Raw genomic sequence first — 23,810 nt, 5'->3', positions numbered from 1 at the left:
TAGTTTAACATTTATGAAATTTATTACCGCAGCATTATTATTAGCCACTACATTAGCAAGTACTTCAGTATTTAGTCAGCAATCCACAGCTACTACGGATATTATTGTGTCTACCCAGAAAAATGGAACCATCAAAGGTTTGGTGACAGAACAGGAGTCGGGGACGCCTATTGCCAGTGCTTCCATCCAGGTCTATCAGGACGTTCTGGATACCTCCAGCCACCAGGTCCGTCAACTCCTGGTGGGCAGCATGATTTCCAAAAATGATGGAACTTTTGAATTAGGCAACCTTCCTACGCCTTCTAAATTAAAATTGATCGTTGCTGTTGTTGGCCATGAAACGTATCAAAAGGTTTTTAGCCTTACTACTGACGGTACGCCACAGGATCTGGGCACTATTAAAATGGTTACCACGAGTTCCAAGTTGAAGGACGTAACGGTTAATGCGACTTCTGATCAGTTTTTTAAAATGGGTGTGGACCGTAAGATCTTCAGTGTGGCTCAGAGCCTGGTAAGCACGGGACAGACTGCACAGGAGGTGATGGCCCAGATCCCCTCCGTAGACGTTGACCTGGATGGTAACGTAACGCTCAGAGGAGGATCGCCGCAATTATTCATCGATGGCAAGCCCACGACACTGACACTCGATCAGATTCCTTCAGATATCATTGATAAGGTGGAACTAATCACCAATCCTTCTGCGAAATTTGATGCATCCAGTAATGGAGGCAGTATTATCAATATCGTTTTGAAAAAAGATCGTAAAAGTGGTTACCACGGAGGCCTTACGGCAGGTGTAGATACCCGCGGAGCGCTTAATTTTGGTGGTGATTTTGCTTTTCGCCAGGGCAAATTCAACTTTTTTGCCAGAGGGATGCACCGTGGACGTGATTCTAAATCTGAGAATTCTACGACGCGTAACTTCCTGACAAATGATACCTCTATTGTTCAGACGGGAACGTCTCATAACACAGGCGCTTTCAGCTTTTATAATGCTGGAGTGGACTTTCTTATGGATGACCGTAATACGATTACCCTGGAGGGCCGGTATGTTAAAGGAACTTTTGATCAGGAACAGCCTCAATTCGTTGACTCTCTGGCAGGAGGGGACGCCTATTCTTATAGCAGACTGACCTCGACCTCCGGATTTCACTTTAAAGATATGAGGGGCGAATTATCCTATAAGCATCTGTTTAATGAAGACGGCGATCACAATCTGACCTTTGATGCCCGCTACAGCAATTCTGATAATGGGAATTATTCTGATCTGAACACCGGTATTTATAATACCCCGGACTTTACGGACCCACGCATTCCCAATATTTTGAGAACGACCTTTGGGGATGGTAAACGTAAAAGATATACACTTGATGCAGATTATGTGAACCCTATTACAGAGAATGATAAGATTGAGGCGGGAATCCGCTTTGATAGCCGAAACAGTGACAATTCCAATTATCAGTATGAGGATTCAACAGGAACGGCTACCGGCCTGGATGGCATGAAACTCAATACCAGAGTGTCCAGTTTGTATTCCTATGATGAGAAGGTTTTGGCAGCTTATGGCATCTGGTCTTCCCGCCTGAGTGAGAAGCTGGCTTATCAATTAGGACTGAGAGCGGAACGATATGAATACAGTGGTAAGAATTATACAATTGATGGAAAGTCTTTTACGCCATTTTCCGTGAATTATCCGCTGAATCTATTCCCCAGTGCATTTTTGACTTATACGATTACGGACAGACAGGATATCCAGGCTAGTTATTCCCGCAAAACGGACCGGCCCAGTTTCTGGCAGTTAATACCCGTTTATGATTATTCGGATCCTTATAATATCCGGGTGGGTAATTCCAATCTGAAGCCAGAGTTTACCAACTTATTTGAACTGAATTATAATATCCGTTATGGTACCAACAGCAATTTCCTGATGAGTGCCTACATGCGGCAGACTATGGATATGATTACCCGGTATCAGTATATTGATTCCAAGATAGATCCGTCCAATGACTCAACGATCGTTAATAGCTATATCAATGCGAATACCAGTTATACCTATGGTCTTGAGCTGACTGATAAGATGACTTTATTTAAAATGTGGGATCTGACGGGAAATATCAATTTGTTTAATTCTATTATCAATACCAGGTCCCTGTCGGGAGAAAATATCCGTAATCAGCGTTGGAGCTGGTTCGCCAAGCTGAATAATACCTTTAAGTTGCCGGCTGGATTCTCCGTGCAGGTGTCCGGAGATTACCATGCCAAAACTGTTTTGCCGAACGGCGATGGTAATCGCCGTGGCGGATTTGGTGGTAGCAACCTGGGTACTGCTCAGGGATATATCTCTCCTTATTATCGCATAGATGCGGCCGTCAAAAAAGACTGGAAATGGGGTGAAGGTAATTCACTTTCCCTGACAGCCTCCATCGGTGATATCTTTGGTACCAGTAAACACGATTCTTATTCCAGGACCGCTATTACGGAAGAGTATTCCAGCCGCTTCCGTACGCCCAGGATTGTCCGTTTTACGCTCAGCTGGAGATTTGGACAGATCGATAAGTCGCTTTTCAAACGCAAAGCGCAGTCCGGGCCGGAAGGCCAGGGCGGTGACGGCGGCGGAGACATGGGCGGCCAGGGCGGCGATATGGGCGGTGGCATGTAAGTCGCTTATGTAAACGAAGTTGAAACAACAATCAGGCCCGACAAGAACAAGCTGTCGGGCCTGATATATTAATGCCGGATATAATATAAATATTTACACAGCTTAGCATGCAGGAATTCCCGCTTAATTCCCTAGGCCATAGTATATTTGCGCCATGTTTTCAAAATATACCTTAGTCCGTAAATACCTGCAGTACAGAAAAAACGCTTTAAATGGTAAAGGGCATGGCATTCATTCACCCTTTGTGTACAGCTTTGTGCGTGAGGTGTTAAGAGATAAGAGAAACTATCCTTGTTATCAGCCGCTCGCGGCACTCAGGCGTATTCTCAAAACGGATCAGCGATCCGTGGAAGTGGAGGATTTTGGGGCAGGTTCCCGTGTTATCTCCAACCGGAGCCGCAGAATCGGAGACATAGCCAGATCATCACTGAAACCTAAAAAGTATAGCAGATTACTATTCAGGATGGTACAGCAATGGCAGCCAGGCACTATCCTGGAGCTGGGTACCTGTTTTGGTGTCACAACCGCTTATCTGGCAAATGGTAACAAAAATGCACAGGTATTCACAATGGAAGGCGCACCCGCTATTGCAGAAGTAGCCCGCCATAATTTTAGTGAGCTGCAATTAAGTAACATTGAATTGATCGAAGGCAATTTTGACGACCAGCTCTCTGGTCTGATAGATCGCTTAAGGTCGGAAAAACGGCACCTGGATTTTGTCTTTATTGACGGCAATCACAGAAAAGAACCTACGCTCAGATATTTTCAGGAGTTGCTACCTTTGGTAAGGGAAAATTCAGTGATCGTGTTTGATGATATTCATTGGAGTGCGGGGATGGAGGAAGCCTGGGAAGAAATTAAAAGCAGGCCGGAGGTGACACTGTCTATAGATTTATTCTTTATCGGGATTGTTTTTTTTAGAAATGAAAATAAGGTGAAGCAGGACTTTATCATTGAGTTTTGATGTTGCCGGATGAATTGTCGTTTTGAAGACAGTAACTCTTGATGAGAGGGATGTTGAAAGATCAAATACATGAAAGTATATCCAGATAATGCATTTGCACAGTTGGAGTTCGATAAGGTAAAATCCTTGTTAAGGGATCGCTGTGCCACTGCCTATGCAGAAAACCGGGTAGATAAACTCAGATTGCACACCAGACTTGATCATCTATCTATGGAACTGCGCCAGGGTTATGAATATAAATTGATCCTTGAACAGGCACTGTATTTTCCCCATGAGAATGCTGGTGACCTGAGAAAAGAAATAAAGCTTTTAGGCATTACGGGAAGTATGCTGACAGGTGAGCAATGGTTGCAGGTCAGAAGATTGCTTTTGGCTACTGAGGGTATATTCAGATGGTTTAATACACAGCGCCGGGAAGCTTTTCCCAATATGGCACTGGTGATTAAAGATACTTATTACGAGAAAGCCATCAGTCAGATGATCGATGAAGTACTGGATGAAAATGGCCAGGTCAAAGACAGTGCTTCCATAGATCTTAGCCGGATCAGGCATGCTCTTTATAAGAAACGGCAGGAACTGAGACGTACTTTTGAAAAAGTAGTGGCGAAGCTGAATAAAGCGGGTTACACTGCAGATATCAGTGAAAGTTTTAGTAACGGCCGCCGGGTCATCGCCATTCTATCTGAATATAAAAGACAGATAAAAGGGGTCTTTCACGGAGAAAGCGATAGCCGGCGGACAACCTTTATGGAACCTGAAGAAACCACTGAACTGAACAATCAGGTCTATGAATTGGAAAATGAGGAATTAAAAGAAGTTCAGAAAATACTGCGCGCCTTAACCGCTTCACTGTCGGTTTATGCGCCCTTACTGGAAACCTATTACCGTATCATCGGCCTGTATGATTTTATCAGGGCGAAGGCTTTGCTGGCCATTGATATGCAGGCAAATCTGCCGGTGGTAACGGATAAGACCCATATGCGGCTTATCCACGCTTATCATCCCCTACTTTTACTTTACAATAAAAAGAGCCAGAAAAAAACCATTCCGGTCAACCTGAGTTTTGATGACAGGAACAGGATACTGATCATCAGTGGTCCCAATGCCGGCGGTAAAACAGTCACGATGAAGACGGTGGGGCTTTTGCAGATCATGTTACAAAGTGGCCTGTTGGTACCGGTTCATCCGGATTCCCAGATGGGGATCTTTAAACAGCTTTTTATTCATATGGGGGACACGCAGTCTATTGAATTTGAATTGAGTACTTATTCCTCCCATTTGTTGCATATGAAGCATTTTATTGAGCACGCGAATGGACGCACGTTGTTTTTTATAGATGAACTCGGGGGAGGGTCAGACCCTAATCTGGGTGGTGCTTTTGCGGAAGTTATATTGGAGCAGTTAGCGAAAAAACATGCCATTGGCATTGTTACCACCCATTATCTCAATTTGAAGATAATGGCGGGCAAAACGGTCGGTATTTTTAATGGCGCCATGGCTTTCGATGAGAGTAGGTTACAGCCATTGTATCAGCTGCTGGTTGGTAAACCTGGCAGTTCTTATACTTTCTCTATTGCAGAGCGTATCGGGTTGCCGGCTGCACTCATAGAAAGAGCCAGAACGCTGGTGGATGAAAATCAGTTTAAGCTGGATCAGTTGCTCAACTCGACTGAGCAGGGGTTACAGGAACTGGAAAAAGAGAAAAAAGAGCTCCATAAGCTGATTCGCGAGAATGATAAACTCAAAGCGGATATGGAACGGGTACTGAATAAAGAAACACATCGCCAACAAGTCGAGTTGCTCAAGCATCAAAACCAGGTGTCGGAAGAGAAGGTCAGGTATTTGAAAGATACGGAGCGGAAGCTGCGGCAATTAATGGTCAGCTGGCGAAAGGCTGAGCAAAAGGACACGGTGATCAAGGAATTCGCAGCTATTTTATTTCCGAAAAATGAAAAGGTTGTTACCGGTAAAATGGCCCGGAAAATAAAATCTAATTATGATGAGCTGGACGGTCCTATTGAAGTAGGTATGCAGGTGAAATCCAGGAAAAATCATCAAGTGGGAGAGGTAATAGAGATCAGAGGCAAAAGAGCAGTTGTCAAAATCGGGGCATTGCCGATGCAGGTAGAACTATCCGATCTGGTCGCTGTCCGGCCCAAAGAGCAGGAGTCCTGATCATGTAGCTTTTAAGGCTTTTGCTTTTGGTAAAAGCGATCATCCGTTTTTATGATATTTGACAGAGAGGCCATACAGACCCAATCCTCCGGCCCGTATGGCCTCTCTGTTTTTTTATGCATAGTTATAAGGTAAGACAAAAACTACTTTTCCTTTTTTTGCCCTACTTTACGGGTCTTGCCGCTTGCACTGGCTGTTTTTTTCTTTTTAGAGGTATCTGGGGCAGGAGAGGCGCCAGCCTTTTTGGTTTTCCTGTCCGTCGTTACATCGGGCTTAATTTTCCGCTGATCATCCGTTTTATTTTTTATCGCTTTGTTTGCCCCTCCCTTGCTTTGCGGACGAGAGGGCTTTACCTCTGTTTTTATTTTTGTATGAGCCGTTTTGTTCTTGTCTTTGGGCTGTTTTTTTTCTGATCTTTTGTTTCCTTTGGAAACGGTTTTGCCAGGCTTTTGTGGCTTGTCCGACTCTATTACCAGATGGTAGTCTAATTGTCTTTTGTCCAGATTGGCGGCGACCACCTGAATGGTTACCGGATCGCCCATTTGTATTTTTCTATTGGTGAATTCACCTTTGAGCATATATTCTGAAGCGATATAATCGTATGGCTCGGACAAACTGTGTATGCTGACCAATCCTTCGCATTTTTCATTGACGGTCTCTACCCAGAACCCAAAGTCGGCTACACCCGATACGACACCTGGAAAGACTTCACCCAGGTATTGTTGCATGTATTCCACCTGTTTGTATTTGTTGCCCGCTCTTTCACATTCCATGGCGGCGCGCTCTCTATCGCTGCAATGCTTACATTTCTCCTCTAGCTTATTATCTGCCACTGGATGCCCTTTCAGGCAGCCTTCAATGATCCGGTGTACCAGTACATCCGGATAGCGCCTGATAGGAGAGGTGAAGTGACAATAGTCTTTAAAGCCTAACCCGTAGTGACCAATATTTTCGGTTGTGTATACGGCCTTTGCCATAGTGCGCACGCCTAGTTGTTCCAATAAGTGTTGCTCTGGTTTACCCTGGGCTTGTGCCAGCATTTCATTAAAACTCTGTGCAATTTTCTCGGGGGAACTGACATCAAAAGTATAACCATACTTACGGGCAAAAGGCACAAAACTTGCAAATTTATCCTCGTCAGGCTGATCATGAACCCGGTATGGAAAGGGTAGCGGTTTTCCGTTCACTTGTATAGAAGAAGCATATGTGGCAACAGCTTTATTTGCCATTAACATCATTTCCTCTACCAACTGATGGGCAGGCTTACTTTCCTTAATCTCGATACCTATCGGTTTGCCGTTCTCATCGAGCCTGAACTTTACTTCCTGAGAAGAGAAATTGATGGCTCCTTTATTGAAACGCTCTGCGCGCAAGGTCTGCGTCATTGCTGCCATCCATAGGATCTCTTTTTTGTATGGCCCATTGGCGCCATCAATAATTTCCTGTACTTCTTCATAAGTAAAACGGTGATCTGAATGGATAACAGTTTTACCAATCCAGGTTTCTTTCACCTGGCCTTTCTTATTCATCACAAAAACGGCAGAAAAGGACAGCTTTTCTTCTCCCGGTCTCAAAGAACAAAGTACGTTGGATATTTGTTCAGGCAACATGGGGTTGACTCTGTCCGGCAGGTACACCGAGGTGGCCCTTAAGGCGGCTTCTGCGTCCAGCGAACTGCCCGGTCTTACATAGTGACTGACATCTGCTATATGCACACCTATTTCGTACCAGCTGCGGTCTATCTTTTTGAACGAGATCGCATCATCAAAATCCTTCGCGTCAGCAGGATCGATCGTAAAGGTGAGCGTCTCTCTGTAGTCTTTTCTTTTGCTGATCTCTTCAGCCGTTATAACCGTCGGCAACGCTGTGGTTTCTGCTTCGACCTCTTCTGAAAAGCCAATAGTAAAGCCGCCATTCGTCAGCAAGGTTTTCATGGCAAAATCATTCTCTTTGTCCGGGCTGACGGTTGAAACGACAACTCCTTCCGGCTTCCTGCTACGTTTATCCCAGCTGGTTAGCCGGACAATGACCTTTGTGCCATCCGGCAGGTTCTGGTATTTGCCTCTTGGAATGTAAAAGTCCGGCATGGGAGCAACAGCATTTGCTATAAAGAATGCATAGTTTTCTGATACGCTGAGCGTACCGATGAATTCTGTCTGGTGCCTTGCTATCACCTTGGTGATCTTACCTTCCTGGCGTCCACTGGCAGCGCTGATTTTAGTGACCTTCACTTCGACCGTATCGCCATGCAATGCGGTCCCTTGGTCAGGATACCGCACCAGTATGTCCTTGGTATCCGGGTCTTTTAATATGACATAGCCCATTCCGCTGCGGGTGATATCCAATGTACCGACCAACACGGCGGCTGCTTTGCCGGCTTGCGGGCTTCTCGTTTTTTGTTTATTTTTAATTTTCGTGTTTCGTTTATTTTTTGACATAGTTAATTCTTGAAATTTTCGATAAAATGGTGAATGGTCTGATCAAAGACCGCACGCTGCTGGAATAAAAAATCCAGTTCAATAGGCAGGATGTAAATAGGCAGATCACGTAACTTATCACCGAACTGCATTAATTTCACGCTGTCCTTCTGTGTCGTCAATATCATACGATTGCCGGCAGGTAACTGTTGGAAGTTTGCATTAATATGACGTACATCTGCCTCAGTATAATCATGATGATCTTTATAAATCATTTCTTTAAATTCCGGATCCAATTGGCTAACGTATGCTCTTAAAGAATTTGCCCTTGCTATACCGTGAATAAGCAAAACATGTGGCGGTTCATTTAAATCAGCAAGTGTCCCTTCTTTTAAAGAAATCGGATGCTGGTAGTTAATATAACTGAAAAGTACAATTTTTGGCCCGTACTTCTGTAGTTCAGCAGTTATTTTTTCTTTATCATCAACCCGGAGGTCGGTCGGGCATTTTGTGACAATGATGAGCTGCGCCCTGCGGGCGGCAGCACGACTATCCCTTAAATGCCCTACGGGCAGGAAAAAATCCCTGGAAAATAACTGGCTATAATCTGTTAAAATTATAGAAAAGCCCGGCTGAACCTTTCTATGTTGAAATCCGTCGTCCAGTAAAATCACTTCAGGAGGACTGGGAAGCAGCCGTAACCGATCAATGGCACTGCATCTGTCTTCACCTACACTGACGATTGCGTGAGGAAATTGCTGATGGAACAGGTAAGGTTCATCACCTATCTGGTCAGGGCCCGTTTGGTCGGAAGCCAGCAGAAACCCGCTGGTTTTGCGTTTATATCCCCGGCTAAGCGTTGCAACCCTTTTATCCTCGAGTAAGCGGAGCAGATAGAGTACAGTAGGGGTCTTGCCGGTACCACCCGTGGAGAGGTTCCCAACACAAACAACAGGGAAATCGAATTTCCTGACGCGCAGTATGCCCTTATTAAACAGAAAATGCCGGATGCTGACCCCCCAGCCATATAACCAGGCAAAGGGGAATAGGATCTTTTTTAACAACCCTGGTTTATTGGTTTGTAAAGTCATATAATCTATCGGGTGTTGCACAATAGTCTAAAGGTATATCAAACTCAGTAACATCCTCTATTTGTGTGATTGGCGGTAGGTAACTCAAACCGATTCTTAGCACATCTGGTCTGCATTTAGCGAGTAACCTATCGTAGAAACCTTTCCCATATCCTACCCGGTTACCTTTCTGATCAAAAACAAGTAGCGGCAGCAGCACCACATCTATTGCGCCGGGCGCTATCTTTTGCCCCCCATCAGGCTCTGTCAGTCTGTGTTTTGTCTCAGTAAAGGTGGTAGCAGCTTCCGGAAGTATCGCGTCCATATCCAAAGTGGTGAAATTTGTTTTTGGAAAGGCGACCTGCAGCCCGGGCTTAATTTCTTCCTGTAGATACTGTATGCATTGTTTCGTGTCGACCTCCCTGGTATGGGATATGGGTATATAGATAAGTGCAGCTTTCAAACCTTTTCCCTGGATTGGGATCTTCCGGAATTGTATCATGATTTCCTGGTCCATTTTCCTGGCCTGCTCGTCTGTCAAGGAACAGCGCAGTTTTTTGTAATAGGCCCGGAGATCTTTCTTGTTATAGCTGTTTAAGGTATCCACAGTTGATTCATTGATTTGGTTACCGGATTTTTTAACACACATCAGCAATTGCCAGTTCCTGACCGCACTAAGTACCACAGTTCGTCCTCTCAGACTGTATCCGGGCTTTTCCCGCTTCTAAAAAACGAAAATACAGTTGTGCCGTAATTGCGTTGCATCTCAAACCCCTCAAATCCCTCATAATTGTTTCTGGGTGTGTGCTCCAGTACAAAATAGCCATCAGGCGCAATAAGTCCTCCGCCGACAATCTTTCTGGGCAGTTCATCAATGGTACCCAGTGCATAAGGGGGGCCGGCAAAAATAAAATCAAACTTATCCGTGCAGCTCTCAATGAACTGAAAAACGTCGAGGCGTAAAACACGGGCGCCTCCGACCTGCAACATATCCATATTTTGTTGAATAAATTGAGACATGATGGCATCCTTTTCCACGATCGTAAGATCAGTGGCGCCTCTGGAGGCCAGCTCATAACTAATGCATCCCGTACCGCCAAAAAGATCCAGGGTCTTTATTGCCTCAAAAGACATCCGGTTGTTCAATATATTAAATAAGCCTTCCTTGGCGATATCGGTCGTGGGTCTGGTATGAGGCATTTTGGCGGGCGGTTTGATTTTTCTGCCACCGTGAATGCCGGATATAATTCTCATATTTATTCTCTGCATTAAACCAGGCTATCCTGGATATATTTATAAAAAGGTACAAAAAAGTGGGACGGGTAATCCGGGTGGTCCGTTAAAAAATCCGTATCCTGCATCCTGTCCACATCAATAATAGGCACAAACTTATATATTTCCTTGAAAAGAGCGGAATCTCCATCTATTAATCCGGACAGATAAACACAACACTGATCGGGGCTATAGCTTGCTTGCTGAATGGCGCTTAATAAATGATATACAATGTCTGCTCCATGATTAAAGGATCTGGAAAGAATAAGTTGCAGTTTATCTGCTTTAAAGGTCGTCAGAATAAAATGATCCTGGTAAAAGACCAGTAAGGCTTTAAGGGGATACGCGTCCGAAAAGCTATTGATTTTCCGGGTAATAGCGGCCTGCTTATGCTGGTGGATGGCCTCTGGATAGGCCGCTGATAGGATTTCATACATGGCTGTTGGCACACTATAGCTGAAAACATAATCTCCCGCTGTGTCCGCAAGATGTTGATAAAATGCTTCCTGCCTGCTGATGCTTGCTTTGTTGTACTGGAAAATGGCCTCCTGATCACCGGTATGGTACAAGGCCGCCGGGATGGGTTGAACCTGGTCATTCTCCCAGGTTACCAGTACTTTTTCTACAGGGGTTGTCTCTGCAAGGATGGCAGACTGGTCTTTTAAAGCTGACCAGAGTGCTGACCAATCCTGGCTTTCCGTGGTTTTAAAATTAAAATGCTCTAATTGACCTATGGGTTTAAATGTTGTATCAAAAGTACTGACTGTAATATGTGCAGGCCCCAGTTCCAATTGCAAAATGCGGCTTTTAGGCGATGTGGCTTGTAATTCAAAGGTTTTCTGTAGCATAGATTTTACTGGAAAATAGGTTTGTTTGCAATAATACGAAAGGTGGCCCGAAATTTTTGATTAATTTTAATGTACATTTGAGTAGAGTGACCTCAGAATCATCCATATTGCGTCTGTATAATGACCAGATGTGGCTCTTTTATGACCAGTCTGCAAATTATCATATATCAATGATCAGGAAAAAATCAATGTAAAATGACCAAACTTAGTGTAAATATAAATAAAATTGCTGTTTTAAGGAACAGCCGTGGCGGAAATAACCCTGATGTGCTGGCGGCAGCGATCGATGCTCAACGATTTGGTGCTCAGGGGATTACTGTTCATCCCAGACCAGATGAACGCCATATTAGATATAGTGATGTCCGGGAAATCAGAAAAAACATTCAGGTTGAATTTAATGTGGAAGGGAATTGCCAGGAGCAAAAGTTCGTGGATCTTGTTTTAGAAGTACAGCCTCATCAGGTGACATTGGTTCCGGATAGTGCGGGGCAGATTACCAGTAATCATGGCTGGGATACCGTTAAGCATCAGGATTATCTCAAAAAGATTGTATCGGTCTTCAAAAGGGTCGGTATCCGGGTGAGCCTGTTTGTGGATCCTGTACCGGAAATGGTGGCGGCAGCTGCCACGACGGGTGCAGACCGGGTGGAACTCTATACGGAGGCCTATGCCAGAGGATTTATGGAGAATCGTACTAAAGCGATAGCGCCATATGTCATTGCGGCCGAAAAGGCCAAAGAACTGGGGTTAGGACTCAATGCAGGTCATGATCTGGATCTGAGCAACCTGAAGTTCTTCAAAGATAATATCCCCCAGCTGGACGAAGTGTCTATTGGTCATGCATTGATCTGTGATGCCCTTTATCTGGGTCTTGAAAATACGATTCAGATGTATAGACGCCGTCTGGCAGGATCGACGGCCGTCGTAAATTCATAAAAGTAACTCCCTTAAAAACAAACTTATGTACACCGTATACGGGATTAAAAACTGCAACACTGTTAAAAAAGCGCTGGATTATCTGAATGGCCGGAAAGTGCCATATATTTTCCATGACTATAAAAAAGCAGGTATCACTAAAAAGAAATTAACCGGCTGGGCCAGTCAGATAGGGTGGGAGCCTTTGATCAATAAAAAAGGAACAACCTGGCGAGCATTGGATGAACAGACAAAGAACAGCATTACCTCTAAAGCAGCGGCCTTTGACCTGGCTATTGCCAAAACCAGTGTGATTAAAAGACCACTGATTGAATTAGATGGCAAAGTAATTGCACTGGGTTTTGATCAGGAGACCTATGACGCGATAGATTGGACAGTCTGATCGCGGTCCACTGGGTAGACCAACTGACGGATTAAATACCCGATAACAACCGGAAATCACCATGGAGACAGCAACCAAATCACCACGCAAGTTCCCGAAATGGGCAAAAATTGCAGCATTGTCGCTGTCAGGGCTGGTATTGCTATTGGTGATCGTATGGTTATTGGCAGGTTGGTATATTAATACGCATAAACAGCAATTACTTCAAAAGATAACGAGTTCAGTCAGTGAACATATAGAAGGGAAATTTACAATTAAAGATATGCAACCGGCATTCTTTAAAAGTTTCCCCGATGTTGCGCTGGAATTACAGGAGGTGGCGCTGAGTGACAGCATGTATAAAACACACCGGCGCCCTTTGATGCAATTTAAATCTGTGTATGTAAAATTTAATCTCTTTTCCATGCTTGGCGGAAATCCGCAGATAAATAAAGTTACCCTGGCCGATGGAGAGATGAATTTATTTACAGATTCCGGCGGATATACCAATAGCTATCTGCTCAAAAAGAAAGAAAACAGTTCGCCTGAAAAAAGCAAAAAGGAAATACATATCGGCAATTTTCAGCTGGATAATATTCTTTTCACCTTTGATCAAAAGGTGAAGAACAAGAAGATTCAGGTCTTGATCAAGGAATTTACGGGAGCGGCGTCAGAAAAAGGCAATGTTATGCATATTGTGGCAGCTACCTGGTTGCATGTGGGTCAGTTGGGTTTTAATCTCGCCAAGGGTGGATATATGGTAGATAAGGATTTTAAAGGAAAATTGAGATTAGTCTACGACCGGGCCAAGGGGCAGTTGCAGTTACCCTTTCAACAATTACAGGTCGGCTCTGCTATAATGAAACTGGCAGCTACCTTTGATTTTAAAGCTCCAAAGCCTGGGTTTAGGATTGAAGTGGATGCGCCTAAAATCAGTTACAAGGAAAGTCTATCCATTCTGAATAAAAATATTTCCGATAAGTTGAAAAAATTCAACTTAGCTAGAGATATTTCATTGCAAGTGTCCTTAAAAGGGGCGTTTACCTCACCTGACACGCCATTGGTTCATGCCAGGTGGCAGACAACAGGTAATGATATTCAGACAAATTTTGGGGTATTGAAAAACGCCAGTTTTGCAGGTAATTTTAGTAACCAGGTCGTGCCGGGCAGAGGAAAAGGGGATGACAATTCGGCCGTGACAGTCGACCATTTGACGGCCAATTATCTGGACATCCCAATTATTGCCGATAGTATTCAATTGATGAACCTGAAGCACCCCTTACTGGATTTTCAGTTAAGATCCGGATTTCCTGTTAGTCGGCTCAATACTGCTCTAAGTCAGACGTTTAATTTCACGAAGGGGTCGGCTGATCTGAAAGTGCATTATCATGGAGGGGTAGCCACTCACGATAGTCTCGGGCACAGCATCATGGGAGGACTGAAAATTAAGGATGCGGCTTTTACGTATGTACCACATAATGTTCATTTTTCAGAAGGTTTTATTGACCTGAACTTTAATGGTGCCGATTTGGTCATTAAAAACAGTACGCTTTCTACTGGTAAAAGTGATATTGAACTTCACGGCATTGCACGTCAATTCTTGAATGTGTATTTTGACGATCCACAGAAGGCAACGTTTGAATGGTTTTTACATAGCGACACGCTGAATTTACAGGAGTTTAAAGGATTGACACAGGTAAAGGCAAATAAATCTGCCGCACAGCAGCGCCGGAAATACCACCGGGTTAATGAGAGACTGGCCTTATTGATGGACAAAAGCTCCATGAAAATTAATGCATCAGTAAACCGACTATATTATAGCTCATTCGCAGCGAGAAATGTAAAAGGCGTATTGGAAATGAATGAAGATAATATCAGACTGTCACCCTTGACCATGCAGTTTGCGGATGGTTCGCTGGAGGCTTCTGTCATGATGAATCCGGATTCAACGGCGGTGCCCTTTTCACTCAATGCTAATTTAAGCGGTATTAATACTTCCAAACTGTTCTATGGCCTGGATAATCTGGGGCAAAGGACCCTTACATCAAAAAACATAGCGGGGGATTTCTCTGGAAAAATCAATATTAAGGGCAAGTTGAATAGCCAGTCTGATATTGTAAAGGAAAGCCTTACGGGAGTGGTGTCTTTTAAACTCAAAAATGGAGAATTGATTAATTTCGGACCTTTTGAGACAATACAAAAGTTCGTTTTCCGCAGGCGCAATCTGTCCCATATCTATTTTGAACCTGTCAGCAATGTGTTGACCATTGACAATGGGAAAGTGCATATCCCGGAAATGAATATTCATTCAACGGCTATCAACCTCAGCCTGAACGGCATTTATGCCTTCGGGCCAGGAACGGATATCGGTATTGTTGTACCACTTAGAAACCCTCAGAAAGTAGCAGACAGGAAAGCAAGAGGCCTGAAACCCAAAAAAAATAAAGGTATTGTTCTTTATTTAAGAGCACGTGATGATAAAGACGGAGAAGTAAAGATCGTGTGGGATCCATTGCATAAGGGGCCAAATGGGGAGGATGAGTAAATGCGGGTGTTGTGTCATGATACTCCGGTTGCTTGAGCGTTCCTGGCGGATAGCTTGTTAACAGTTATCGCCTTGTAAATGGGCCTGTGCTTTTTTAATGTACCACAAATCTGGATGGTATACAAACAGGCGCATAACCGCTTATAAAAAAAAAGAAGGGTTTAACATTCCTACAATTTTCAAGTTGAAATAGAGGTGTTAATTTCAGGAATTCATCCTGATTTAGTTATTCATCAAAGTAGATGTTATGATCGAACTCGTGAACTTTTCCAAAAAATACAATCAACGCTCTGTCCTTGATATAGAACAGTGGTCTATTGAAAAAGGCTGGTATTTATTGAAGGGGGTCAATGGTTCCGGAAAAAGCACCCTGCTTCTTTCTATGGCGGCTCAGCTACCGTTTGAAGGTCAGATCAGCATAAATGGTACGTTTATTAAGCAAAGCCCAAGGCTTTGCAGAAAGAAAGTTAGCTATGCGCCTGCAGAGCCGCAGTTCCCTGCGTTTCTGACGGGCCGGCACTTATTGAGCTTTTTTGAAAAAATCAAAGGGGATGCCTGTTGGGATCTGAATGATTTAATGGAAGGATTTTCGGTAAATGAGTTTCTGGATAAGGCCACAGGGGCATATTCGAGCGGCATGCTCAAGAAGCTTTCTCTACTACTGGCTTTTACAGGTCGTCCCGAGTGGATTTTGCTGGATGAACCCTTCAATGGATTAGATATCGCTTCGGCTGATAAGTTGAGTGGTTTTATCTGGGCCGTTCATGAAAAATATAAGGTTGGTTTTATCATCGCTTCCCATCTAAGTTACGGTGATCGGGATCTCGGCCCCGGTCATCTGCAAACGCTACTGCTGGAAAACGGAAAACTGCAAAACCTATGAGTCGTTTTATCGGTAACAGGAACCGGTTTTTTAGCGCCGGCAGCGTAATGAGGCGATTGTTTGTGGGGCCCTTTTACCGGCAACATGCGGGTACCTTTTTGTTTTTGTATGTCCTTTTTATCGGCAGTTTTTTATTTATCAATTATCTGGGCGAAATACCCGCTTCTGAAAGTTTTTTCTGGCATTTTGTGCTGATGATTTTTATGGTGACCCACCAGTTCATGGTTATACTTTTTCTGGTGCTGGCCGGCTTTTATCTGATGAAGACGCGGTTATTTGTTAAGCAGTTGCTCTTGCAGGATGATTACGGATTTTTAAAACAGAGCCTGGGCATATTGCCTAAGAGAACTCAGTGGTGGGTATGGTTTAAAATTGAATTATGGCTGAGCCTGCCGCTGTTGATTTACGGGCTGGCCTGCTTAGTCATGTCGCTATATGAGGGCGTGGCTATATATGGAATTGTGATTGTGTTTTGTCTTCTGATGTTGATTATTATAGTCACCTGCGTGAATTACCGGCAACTTTTGCGCATTCCGGAGAAGAAAAAAGGTTATCCGGTTATTAGCAGGGTGTCAAAGCTGAACTTGACAAAGTGGATGATATTGACCTATAGCCTGGTTCAGGAGTTGCCTGCCGTGCTCATTACAAAATGCGTGACGCTGTTACTGACCTTTTTGATGATCCACTGGGAGAGGGAGGCCGCAATGTCGCCCCGGCAATGGTGGCTTAGCTTTCTGCTGATCGGCAGCGCACACGGCCTGTTGGCGTTTAGAGCGGCGAAATTTATGGAAGACCGGTTCAGGGACCTTCGGGGGCTGCCGGTTAGCCAGATACGTCATTTTTTCTTTTCCGCGGGAAGGAGCCATTGGATTATTGTTCTTCCCGAATGTTTAATTTTATGGCTTGCCGGTTATGGATGGTTGGCGCTTGTTGGCATGTTGTCTGAATGGTGCATTCTCCTTTTCTTTTATTATTTTTCGGCCTATCTGCAGTTTAATTTAAAGGCCGTATTAAAGGCTGGGTTCCTGCTCATGTGCGTCGCTTTTGTTGTTACCCTGTATGGATTTTTCTGGCTGGCCGTCCTTGGCTTTTTTGTCGCCGCCTATATATTGTTTCGGATCAGGTATTATTGCCAGGGGTGAGCCTCAGGCGTTTTTCGGCAGTGGCGTTTATGGATTTGTTTTTAAATTTGTAGGGGCAGTTGATAACTTTTCAGCGTTTACCATCTAATTTATATGTATGACGAACAGATATATTTTATTGCTGATATGTACGTTTACATTTTGCTTCAGTTACGGACAGCACACCGTGACTATGAGCAAAAAATATGGTAGTGAGAACCGGGATCTCCAAAACCTGTTGAATTTTGAAAATATTTATTTTGAACAGCTCAATTTTAAAGGAACGGCGCTTCGCGGTAAAACCTATAAGATTTTACTCAGAGAATTCAAAGATGGCAGGCTGGCAGATTCTACAATATTGTTTGAGGGTAAGGAATCGGATTTTTTTAACATTAAAGCAGATTCGCTGTCGCTGGTATATGCATTCAAACTGGCAGATGGACAGTTGAAAGCGCAGGTCTTTGGTAATGGATTCGGAAGCAGAAAGACCTATTTGCCGTTGATAAATAAAGCAGATGATTATGCGCTAACGGATTTTTTTGGGGAAAAGCAACGCTTAGAATTAAATATTGATGTAATGAATGCTGTGTTTGCGATCATCACGCCGACAATTCGTCCGGACGGATCCGGCTCTTATTGTGAAGTGGCTCAATCTGATATTTCCCCCGAAAAGCTGGGCAGCCATTTTAAAATTCCGCATTATTTTGTCATTTATATTGAGTTTTTGTAGTTCGTGCCGGACAGTGGTTGCTGAGTCGCTGTTGTAGAATGTGCCTCGACAGTTACTGATCAAAATAGCACAAATCGGATTTTCTGGTTGGGAGCTTCTGCGGAAATTTGCAGTATAATTTCCAATATTAAAATTAAGTTCGTGATGGAAACACAGGCAAATATCGACTACAACCGGATCGCGGAAGCCATCGAATATATACGGCAACATTTTAAGGACCAACCCAGTGTAGAAGTAGTAGCGGAGAAAGTGCATCTTAGCGCTTCTCACTTTAAAAGGATGTTCACTCAGTGGGCGGGTACCAGCCCTAAAAAATTTTTGCAATATATAAGTGTTGAGCACGCTAAAAGGATGTTACAGGAAAGTCAGGCAACTTTGTTTGATACCGCGTTTGAAACCGGCCTTTCCAGCACCAGCAGGCTGCATGATTTATTCGTTCGTATCGAGGGCATGACGCCGGCGGAGTATAAGCACGGTGCTAAAAACCTGCAGATCAATTATAGTTTTGCAGAGAGCCCATTTGGCCCATTGATTGTCGCTTCTACATCCAAAGGCGTTTGCTATATGGCATTTGAAGAAGATGAGCAGAAGGCGTTGCAGAATCTTCTGCTGAAATTCCCGAACGCTGTTTTTCAGCAGAAATTGGATCTGCTACAACAAAATGCATTATTTATCTTTCAAAATGACTGGAGCAAGCTTCCGGAAATCAAGCTTCATCTGAAAGGGACTGATTTTCAGCTAAAGGTTTGGGAAAGCCTGCTTAAGATTCCCATGGGGAAACTTTCTACCTACGGACGAATTGCCGGAGAGGTCGGCAGTCCTAACGGATCCAGGGCGGTTGGTTCTGCTATTGGCAGCAATCCTGTTGCCTATCTGATTCCCTGCCACCGGGTTATTCAATCTTCAGGGACCTTCGGGGGATATATGTGGGGAACCACCAGGAAGACCGCTATTATCGGGTGGGAGGGCGTGAAGTCTCAGTCAGCAATTTAAAAAACACAATAATGGAAGATATTCTGCGTAAAATAAACAAAGCAGATTGGGAGGGGATAACCGAAGCCATGCACCATAACGGTTATGCAATCCTCCCAGGTTTGCTTACTGATCAACAGTGCCGGTCTGTCAGATCGTCCTACGATAACCCTGATCCTTATCGAAAAACAGTGGTAATGGCCAGATATCGATTTGGATTAGGAACGTATAAGTATTTTGACTATCCGTTGCCCGGCCTTATCGAGCAGATCAGGACATATCTGTATACCAGATTGGCTCCGATTGCCAACAGTTGGTGTAAAGTGTTGAATATGGGAGTGCAATTTCCTTTAACCCATGCCGGTCTACTTACTGAATGTCACAGACAGGAGCAGAAGCAAGCAACGGTATTAATATTAAAGTATGGACCTGGTGGTTTTAATACACTGCATCAGGACCTCTATGGAGATATTTATTTCCCCATGCAGGTGGTACTGATGCTCAGTGAACCGGATGAGGACTATACGGGCGGCGAGTTCGTATTAACCCAGCAAATACCCAGAGCGCAATCGAAGGTGACAGTTCTCCGCCCGAAGAAGGGGGATGCCGTTATCTTTACCACTAATTTTAGGCCTGAAAAGGGCAGTAGAGGCTACTACCGTGTCAATGTAAAGCATGGGGTTAGTGAAGTGAAAAAGGGAGAACGGTACACCTTAGGCGTTATCTTTCACGATGCGAATAATTAGCGCATGATACGACATGTGGATATTCAAGATAGCACTTTAAGGAGCAAAATCAGACACAGGGAACTTATCTTTGCCGGTAACAGTAAACTTAAGATTTATGGCCTTTTGAGTTGCGCTTCCGGTAGAAAAATGAAAAAGAGCAATAGGGTGTTTTTTGTGTCAGAACCGGAGGCGATTCAAAACGGTTATCGGCCTTGCGGTCATTGTTTAAGGCGGACTTATAAAAAATGGAAAGATGGATTTATTTAATCAGACAATTGACCAGGATAAAAATTGGCTCCCCTATGATGGTATCGTGCATTACTATGGTAAAATACTATCTCAGCAAAAAGCCGATCATTATATGAATGTCTTATCAGAGACTATAGCATGGCGCAATGATGAGGCTGTCATCATGGGAAGGAAGATCTTTACCAAGCGTAAGGTAGCCTGGTATGGAGAAAAGCCATTTTCCTATACTTACTCTAAAACAACTAAATACGCCCTGCCCTGGACCGGAGAGCTGCTTGAATTAAAGTTACAGGTTGAAAAACAAACCGGAGAGACTTTTAATTCTTGCCTTCTGAATCTCTATCATAATGGGGAAGAGGCAATGGCGTGGCATAGTGATGGAGAAACAGACCTTAAGAAAGATGGGGCCATCGGCTCCATGAGTTTTGGAGCTGAACGTAAATTTGCTTTTAAACATAAGAATACCGGAGAAAAGGTTGAACTGTATTTAGAACATGGCAGCCTACTCATTATGGCCGGCACGACACAAACACATTGGCTCCATAGATTACCACCGACTAAAAAGATTTCCAGGCCCAGAGTGAATTTGACGTTCAGAACGATTGTTGAGCATCAAAGATAATGACAAGGCCCGGCTGGTTATTGTTCAATTTGTGATTGTTCTTTTAGGTTTTTAAGAAGCTTGTCGAACCTCAGCAGTGTATCCGTGTATCTTTTTCAGCTGTGCCACTGGTATAAAAGAGGTATTTGCCATCAATGTGATGCTTGCAAAGACTGACTATAGTCCTAATGCAGTAAGCGCCTTTTTTACTGCACTCACGGGAAGCCCTACCACATTGTAATAATCCCCGTGGATTTCATCAATGCCCACCATGCCGATCCATTCCTGTATACCATAGGCACCTGCTTTATCCATAGGCGCAAAATGGTCAACATAATAGTTTATCTGTTCATCACTGAGCTCCATAAAATGAACATCTGTTTTAACGGCAAATCCATGCGCCTTCCGTTCGTAATAAAGGCACACGCCGGTAATTACCTGATGTGTTTTCCCCGACAATCGCTTAAGAAAGTCTTTTGCTTCCTGTAGGTCTCTGGGCTTGCCCAGGACACTGTCACCTAAGGCGACAATGGTATCTGCAGCCAGAATGATATCAGTAGCAGTAGTAATAGCTGCTACTGTTTTAGCTTTGTTAGTAGCTATATGAACGGGAATATCCATAACGGATAAAGCTTCCGGGTAGTCTTCTGCGGTATTGGCGGTTTGTATGGTAAATGGAATACCGATGGCTTCGAGCAGCTGCTTTCTTCTGGGAGAGCCGGAAGCCAATATCAATTTCTTTTGATCCATAAAGTGTCATGCGAGAAGGTAAGGCTATACATGCAGAATTAGAAACAGCATGGTGAGTATACCTGTTAGCATAATCCATTTGACCAGGCTGCTCATTTCATGAAAGTCTTTACCTTCAGCGGATTTAAGTAATTTTTTAAATAGTTGTACAGTGGGAACAATCAACAGTCCGACACAATATATCGCACTCAGCCACCAGCCAAATTGCAGTACATAAATTGTCATGATAGCCAGCAGCGCCAATAAAACGACCAGCCAGACAGCTACATAGATCCTGGCTGCATTCACGCCAAATACAATGGGGAAGGTTCGGCAGTTATAACGGCTGTCACCGCCTATATCTTCCATGTCTTTGATCATTTCTCTGACAAGGGTCAGGATAAAGGCAAAGCCGCCATATAGAAAAGTCAGACGGGTAATCTTTGATAGCGGGAGACGGGTTCCCGATGCAAAAAGCAAGTTACTTTCGCAAAAAGTGACCACCAATACCGTCCATGCTGTTAACAGAGCGATGACAATGTTGCCTGAAAGAGGCTTTCTTTTCAAAACGATGGAATAGACAAATAAAAGGACCACACAGAGTAGATTGGTCAGCCCTAACAGGTAAGCATGGGTCTTAAATTCAATAAATAAACCCAACAGCACTCCCGCCAGGCTGAGCAGAATATGCCATAATATGGCCCAGTGCCGATGGATATATTTACTGATAATGACCTTGTGGGGCTTATTGATCAGGTCGATATTGACGTCAAAATAATCATTGATAATATTGCCTCCGGCAGCGATCAGTATTGAGGATAAGGCTAATAAATAGATATAGCTGCCTGACAGGTTAGGGCTAAGGCCTGCTTCTCTAAATGCCGGTATGATAACCGTAAATTCAAAGAGTATCTGGGTAATAAATATGAATACCAGATTAGGCCAGCGAATCAATTTGATAAAAGCACTTATCCCTTGTAACATGATATCTGAGATTTAGACTACTGCGCTTTTATATCGGTGGTTAAAGGCCAGTTATTTTGCAATTTAAGTGTCTTTTCGATAACGTCTCTGACACATCCCTGACCGCCTTTGATCGGCGACAGATAAGAAGCGATGGCCTTAATCTCATTACAGGCATCCGCCGGACAGGTCTTGATTCCGGTAATTTGCATGAGTTGATAATCTGGAATATCATCACCCATAAAAAGGACGCTAGAAGGGTCCAGGTCATATTCACTGATAAAGGCTTCAAAACAAGCCACTTTATCCTTTACATCCATAAAAACATGCTTGACCCCCAGATCGTGGAGCCTTTTGCCGGCGCCGGTTTCCTTGCCACCGGAGATGACAGCCACCGGATAGCCCAATTTAACGGCCAGCTGGATGGCATACCCATCCCGGACACTCATGGTACGTGCCATGACAATTTTGCCATCGATATTGAAATCCGGCAATACAAGGACGGTATTGTCCGTCATAACTCCGTCAATATCAAAGACAAATGCCTTTACTTGCCTAAAAAGTTCTAATGCGTTCATAAAGCGGGGGTTTTCTCAGTATGTCTCAAACAAAAGTAAAATTAAAAAGCCAAAAGGCTGGCAATGTTTCAATAAATTCTTATTTTTGTAATCAGTCACCCTGCTGGTATTCATTGATTTCCCCATTTTGTATAAAGGCAGCACTTTTTTAGGACCTTTTCCTGAAAAAGCTGATATTACAAATATAGCATGGCAAGTAGATGTTACCAGATTGAGCAATCGGACCCGGCAAGCTTATCCGCCTAATTTTAAGGAAAAGTGCAGTTTTGTAAGTAAGATCAGTCACTGGCCGGAAATTTGCAATAGCATGTATAAGGTTGTGGCAAAGACCGGTTACAATTTGAACTTTGAAGTTCAGGTAGCGTCCATATTAACCGTGGACTACCTAATTAGGATTTTGAATAATACCATTCATTCGTTAAACTTAGTATAGACTTATGCCCTCATTTGATATTGCCTGCAAGGTCGATTTACAGACCCTGGATAATGCGGTAAATACTGTTAAGAAAGAAATCAGTAATCGCTTTGACTTCAGAGGGTCTCCTGTAGAAGTTAGCCTGGATAAAAAAGCTTTTGTTGTGCATCTGGAAGTGGAATCAGAGATGAAAATGAAACAGCTTATTGATGTACTGATCAGCCGGTCGATGAAACAGGGGATTGATCCATCCGCCTTTAATTTTGATAAGGATGCCTATCCTAGCGGCAAGGTGATTAAAAAAGAAGTCCCGGTCCAAAACGGACTAGAGCAGGCAGATGCTAAAAAAATCGTTAAACATATTAAAGATTCCGGACTGAAGGTACAGGCGCAGATCATGGATGATGTGGTGCGCGTTACCGGAAAGAAAATAGATGATCTGCAGGAGGTGATTCAGTCCCTTAAATCTTCTGATATCAAGTTGCCGCTCACATTTATTAACATGAAGTAAGTCATATTTTGTCAGAAAAGTTCTTCACACGCTTAAAGACCTGCAGAATCGGTCCTGAATAAGGATGGATGAAGGTTTGCCAG

At 43.7% G+C, this 23,810-nt stretch carries 22 protein-coding genes; 14 read left to right on the top strand and 8 right to left on the bottom strand.

What is annotated here, in order from left to right; all coding sequences use genetic code 11:
• Positions 1-13: 13 nt before the first annotated feature.
• The 3 genes from K9M52_RS04810 (at position 14) to K9M52_RS04800 (ending at position 5,798) form a co-directional block, all read left to right on the top strand.
• A complete protein-coding gene (locus K9M52_RS04810) occupies positions 14-2,659 on the top strand; it encodes a TonB-dependent receptor domain-containing protein (protein WP_224070929.1) in 2,646 nt (881 codons plus the stop codon).
• 154 nt (positions 2,660-2,813) lie between these two features.
• Positions 2,814-3,623, top strand: a complete 810-nt coding sequence (locus K9M52_RS04805) for an O-methyltransferase (RefSeq protein WP_224070928.1) — start codon at positions 2,814-2,816, stop codon at positions 3,621-3,623.
• A 69-nt stretch (positions 3,624-3,692) separates the two neighbouring features.
• Entirely contained in the window at positions 3,693-5,798 is a 2,106-nt protein-coding gene (locus tag K9M52_RS04800; RefSeq protein WP_224070927.1) for an endonuclease MutS2, read from the top strand.
• A 143-nt stretch (positions 5,799-5,941) separates the two neighbouring features.
• Here the strand turns inward: K9M52_RS04800 and rnr are convergent, their stop codons facing one another.
• From rnr to K9M52_RS04775, 5 genes are all read right to left on the bottom strand, one after another.
• The gene (gene rnr, locus K9M52_RS04795) at positions 5,942-8,236 is read right to left on the bottom strand and encodes a ribonuclease R (protein ID WP_224070926.1); all 2,295 of its coding nucleotides are present in this window, start codon (positions 8,234-8,236) and stop codon (positions 5,942-5,944) included.
• 2 nt (positions 8,237-8,238) lie between these two features.
• The gene (gene lpxK, locus K9M52_RS04790) at positions 8,239-9,306 is read right to left on the bottom strand and encodes a tetraacyldisaccharide 4'-kinase (protein ID WP_224070925.1); all 1,068 of its coding nucleotides are present in this window, start codon (positions 9,304-9,306) and stop codon (positions 8,239-8,241) included.
• Positions 9,287-9,892, bottom strand: a complete 606-nt coding sequence (locus K9M52_RS04785; RefSeq protein WP_224070924.1) for a 5-formyltetrahydrofolate cyclo-ligase — start codon at positions 9,890-9,892, stop codon at positions 9,287-9,289. Before K9M52_RS04785 ends, lpxK begins: the two co-directional genes overlap by 20 nt.
• Before the next feature lie 89 nt (positions 9,893-9,981).
• Positions 9,982-10,539: an RsmD family RNA methyltransferase gene (locus K9M52_RS04780; RefSeq protein WP_224070923.1), complete on the bottom strand. Its 558-nt coding sequence runs from the start codon at positions 10,537-10,539 to the stop codon at positions 9,982-9,984.
• A gap of 14 nt (positions 10,540-10,553) precedes the next feature.
• Positions 10,554-11,405 (bottom strand): DUF3822 family protein, encoded by an 852-nt coding sequence (locus tag K9M52_RS04775; protein WP_224070922.1) that lies wholly within the window; start codon positions 11,403-11,405, stop codon positions 10,554-10,556.
• Between the two features lie 195 nt (positions 11,406-11,600).
• On the opposite strand from K9M52_RS04775, the gene K9M52_RS04770 reads away from it, so the two are divergent.
• The 10 genes from K9M52_RS04770 to K9M52_RS04725 all read left to right on the top strand — a co-directional run bounded on the left by K9M52_RS04770 (position 11,601) and on the right by K9M52_RS04725 (position 20,552).
• Positions 11,601-12,341 (top strand): pyridoxine 5'-phosphate synthase, encoded by a 741-nt coding sequence (locus K9M52_RS04770; RefSeq protein ID WP_224070921.1) that lies wholly within the window; start codon positions 11,601-11,603, stop codon positions 12,339-12,341.
• A 25-nt stretch (positions 12,342-12,366) separates the two neighbouring features.
• Positions 12,367-12,723: an ArsC family reductase gene (locus tag K9M52_RS04765; protein ID WP_224070920.1), complete on the top strand. Its 357-nt coding sequence runs from the start codon at positions 12,367-12,369 to the stop codon at positions 12,721-12,723.
• Positions 12,724-12,784: 61 nt separating this feature from the next.
• Positions 12,785-15,247, top strand: a complete 2,463-nt coding sequence (locus tag K9M52_RS04760; protein ID WP_224070919.1) for an AsmA family protein — start codon at positions 12,785-12,787, stop codon at positions 15,245-15,247.
• A gap of 247 nt (positions 15,248-15,494) precedes the next feature.
• On the top strand, positions 15,495-16,130 hold the full coding sequence (locus K9M52_RS04755; protein ID WP_224070918.1) for an ABC transporter ATP-binding protein: 636 nt from the start codon (positions 15,495-15,497) through the stop codon (positions 16,128-16,130).
• Positions 16,127-17,272, top strand: a complete 1,146-nt coding sequence (locus K9M52_RS04750) for a hypothetical protein (RefSeq protein WP_224070917.1) — start codon at positions 16,127-16,129, stop codon at positions 17,270-17,272. The genes K9M52_RS04755 and K9M52_RS04750 overlap by 4 nt, the downstream gene beginning before the upstream one ends.
• A 172-nt stretch (positions 17,273-17,444) precedes the next feature.
• Positions 17,445-17,981 carry a hypothetical protein gene (locus K9M52_RS04745; RefSeq protein WP_224070916.1) on the top strand — a complete coding sequence of 179 codons (537 nt, stop codon included), beginning with the start codon at positions 17,445-17,447 and terminating at the stop codon, positions 17,979-17,981.
• Positions 17,982-18,125: 144 nt separating this feature from the next.
• Positions 18,126-18,974 (top strand): methylated-DNA--[protein]-cysteine S-methyltransferase, encoded by an 849-nt coding sequence (locus K9M52_RS04740; RefSeq protein WP_224070915.1) that lies wholly within the window; start codon positions 18,126-18,128, stop codon positions 18,972-18,974.
• A gap of 11 nt (positions 18,975-18,985) precedes the next feature.
• On the top strand, positions 18,986-19,699 hold the full coding sequence (locus K9M52_RS04735; protein WP_224070914.1) for a 2OG-Fe(II) oxygenase: 714 nt from the start codon (positions 18,986-18,988) through the stop codon (positions 19,697-19,699).
• A 3-nt stretch (positions 19,700-19,702) separates the two neighbouring features.
• Positions 19,703-19,948: an Ada metal-binding domain-containing protein gene (locus K9M52_RS04730; RefSeq protein ID WP_224070913.1), complete on the top strand. Its 246-nt coding sequence runs from the start codon at positions 19,703-19,705 to the stop codon at positions 19,946-19,948.
• The gene (locus K9M52_RS04725; RefSeq protein WP_224070912.1) at positions 19,935-20,552 is read left to right on the top strand and encodes an alpha-ketoglutarate-dependent dioxygenase AlkB family protein; all 618 of its coding nucleotides are present in this window, start codon (positions 19,935-19,937) and stop codon (positions 20,550-20,552) included. Before K9M52_RS04730 ends, K9M52_RS04725 begins: the two co-directional genes overlap by 14 nt.
• A gap of 156 nt (positions 20,553-20,708) precedes the next feature.
• On the opposite strand, the gene K9M52_RS04720 is transcribed toward K9M52_RS04725, so the two are convergent.
• Genes K9M52_RS04720 through K9M52_RS04710 form a run of 3 tightly spaced genes read right to left on the bottom strand, consistent with a single transcriptional unit; the run spans position 20,709 to position 22,801 of the window.
• Positions 20,709-21,281 (bottom strand): Maf family nucleotide pyrophosphatase, encoded by a 573-nt coding sequence (locus K9M52_RS04720; protein WP_224070911.1) that lies wholly within the window; start codon positions 21,279-21,281, stop codon positions 20,709-20,711.
• A gap of 24 nt (positions 21,282-21,305) precedes the next feature.
• On the bottom strand, positions 21,306-22,244 hold the full coding sequence (locus K9M52_RS04715; protein ID WP_224070910.1) for a geranylgeranylglycerol-phosphate geranylgeranyltransferase: 939 nt from the start codon (positions 22,242-22,244) through the stop codon (positions 21,306-21,308).
• Positions 22,245-22,261: 17 nt separating this feature from the next.
• Entirely contained in the window at positions 22,262-22,801 is a 540-nt protein-coding gene (locus K9M52_RS04710) for a KdsC family phosphatase (protein ID WP_224070909.1), read from the bottom strand.
• 437 nt (positions 22,802-23,238) lie between these two features.
• Here K9M52_RS04710 and K9M52_RS04705 point away from each other — a divergent pair, with 437 nt between their 5' ends.
• Positions 23,239-23,727, top strand: a complete 489-nt coding sequence (locus K9M52_RS04705) for a YajQ family cyclic di-GMP-binding protein (protein WP_224070908.1) — start codon at positions 23,239-23,241, stop codon at positions 23,725-23,727.
• The last annotated feature ends 83 nt before the right edge of the window (positions 23,728-23,810 follow it).

Source organism: Arachidicoccus terrestris, assembly GCF_020042345.1.
Classification (GTDB): Bacteria; Bacteroidota; Bacteroidia; order Chitinophagales; family Chitinophagaceae; genus Arachidicoccus; species Arachidicoccus terrestris.
Note: the sequence above shows the minus strand (reverse complement) of the source record. Positions and strands in the feature narration are given on the sequence as shown.

Excerpts from the sequence above, each read along its gene's own strand:
- K9M52_RS04745 (WP_224070916.1), top strand. The coding sequence starts at position 17,445 with ATGAGCAAAAAATATGGTAGTGAGAACCGGGATCTCCAAAACCTGTTG.
- lpxK (WP_224070925.1), bottom strand. The coding sequence starts at position 9,306 with ATGACTTTACAAACCAATAAACCAGGGTTGTTAAAAAAGATCCTATTC.
- K9M52_RS04765 (WP_224070920.1), top strand. The coding sequence starts at position 12,367 with ATGTACACCGTATACGGGATTAAAAACTGCAACACTGTTAAAAAAGCG.
- K9M52_RS04755 (WP_224070918.1), top strand. The coding sequence starts at position 15,495 with ATGATCGAACTCGTGAACTTTTCCAAAAAATACAATCAACGCTCTGTC.
- K9M52_RS04725 (WP_224070912.1), top strand. The coding sequence starts at position 19,935 with ATGGATTTATTTAATCAGACAATTGACCAGGATAAAAATTGGCTCCCC.
- K9M52_RS04740 (WP_224070915.1), top strand. The coding sequence starts at position 18,126 with ATGGAAACACAGGCAAATATCGACTACAACCGGATCGCGGAAGCCATC.
- K9M52_RS04715 (WP_224070910.1), bottom strand. The coding sequence starts at position 22,244 with ATGTTACAAGGGATAAGTGCTTTTATCAAATTGATTCGCTGGCCTAAT.
- K9M52_RS04810 (WP_224070929.1), top strand. The coding sequence starts at position 14 with ATGAAATTTATTACCGCAGCATTATTATTAGCCACTACATTAGCAAGT.
- K9M52_RS04735 (WP_224070914.1), top strand. The coding sequence starts at position 18,986 with ATGGAAGATATTCTGCGTAAAATAAACAAAGCAGATTGGGAGGGGATA.
- K9M52_RS04775 (WP_224070922.1), bottom strand. The coding sequence starts at position 11,405 with ATGCTACAGAAAACCTTTGAATTACAAGCCACATCGCCTAAAAGCCGC.
- K9M52_RS04730 (WP_224070913.1), top strand. The coding sequence starts at position 19,703 with ATGATACGACATGTGGATATTCAAGATAGCACTTTAAGGAGCAAAATC.
- K9M52_RS04805 (WP_224070928.1), top strand. The coding sequence starts at position 2,814 with ATGTTTTCAAAATATACCTTAGTCCGTAAATACCTGCAGTACAGAAAA.
- K9M52_RS04705 (WP_224070908.1), top strand. The coding sequence starts at position 23,239 with ATGCCCTCATTTGATATTGCCTGCAAGGTCGATTTACAGACCCTGGAT.
- K9M52_RS04720 (WP_224070911.1), bottom strand. The coding sequence starts at position 21,281 with ATGGATCAAAAGAAATTGATATTGGCTTCCGGCTCTCCCAGAAGAAAG.
- rnr (WP_224070926.1), bottom strand. The coding sequence starts at position 8,236 with ATGTCAAAAAATAAACGAAACACGAAAATTAAAAATAAACAAAAAACG.
- K9M52_RS04750 (WP_224070917.1), top strand. The coding sequence starts at position 16,127 with ATGAGTCGTTTTATCGGTAACAGGAACCGGTTTTTTAGCGCCGGCAGC.
- K9M52_RS04760 (WP_224070919.1), top strand. The coding sequence starts at position 12,785 with ATGGAGACAGCAACCAAATCACCACGCAAGTTCCCGAAATGGGCAAAA.
- K9M52_RS04780 (WP_224070923.1), bottom strand. The coding sequence starts at position 10,539 with ATGAGAATTATATCCGGCATTCACGGTGGCAGAAAAATCAAACCGCCC.
- K9M52_RS04800 (WP_224070927.1), top strand. The coding sequence starts at position 3,693 with ATGAAAGTATATCCAGATAATGCATTTGCACAGTTGGAGTTCGATAAG.
- K9M52_RS04710 (WP_224070909.1), bottom strand. The coding sequence starts at position 22,801 with ATGAACGCATTAGAACTTTTTAGGCAAGTAAAGGCATTTGTCTTTGAT.
- K9M52_RS04770 (WP_224070921.1), top strand. The coding sequence starts at position 11,601 with ATGACCAAACTTAGTGTAAATATAAATAAAATTGCTGTTTTAAGGAAC.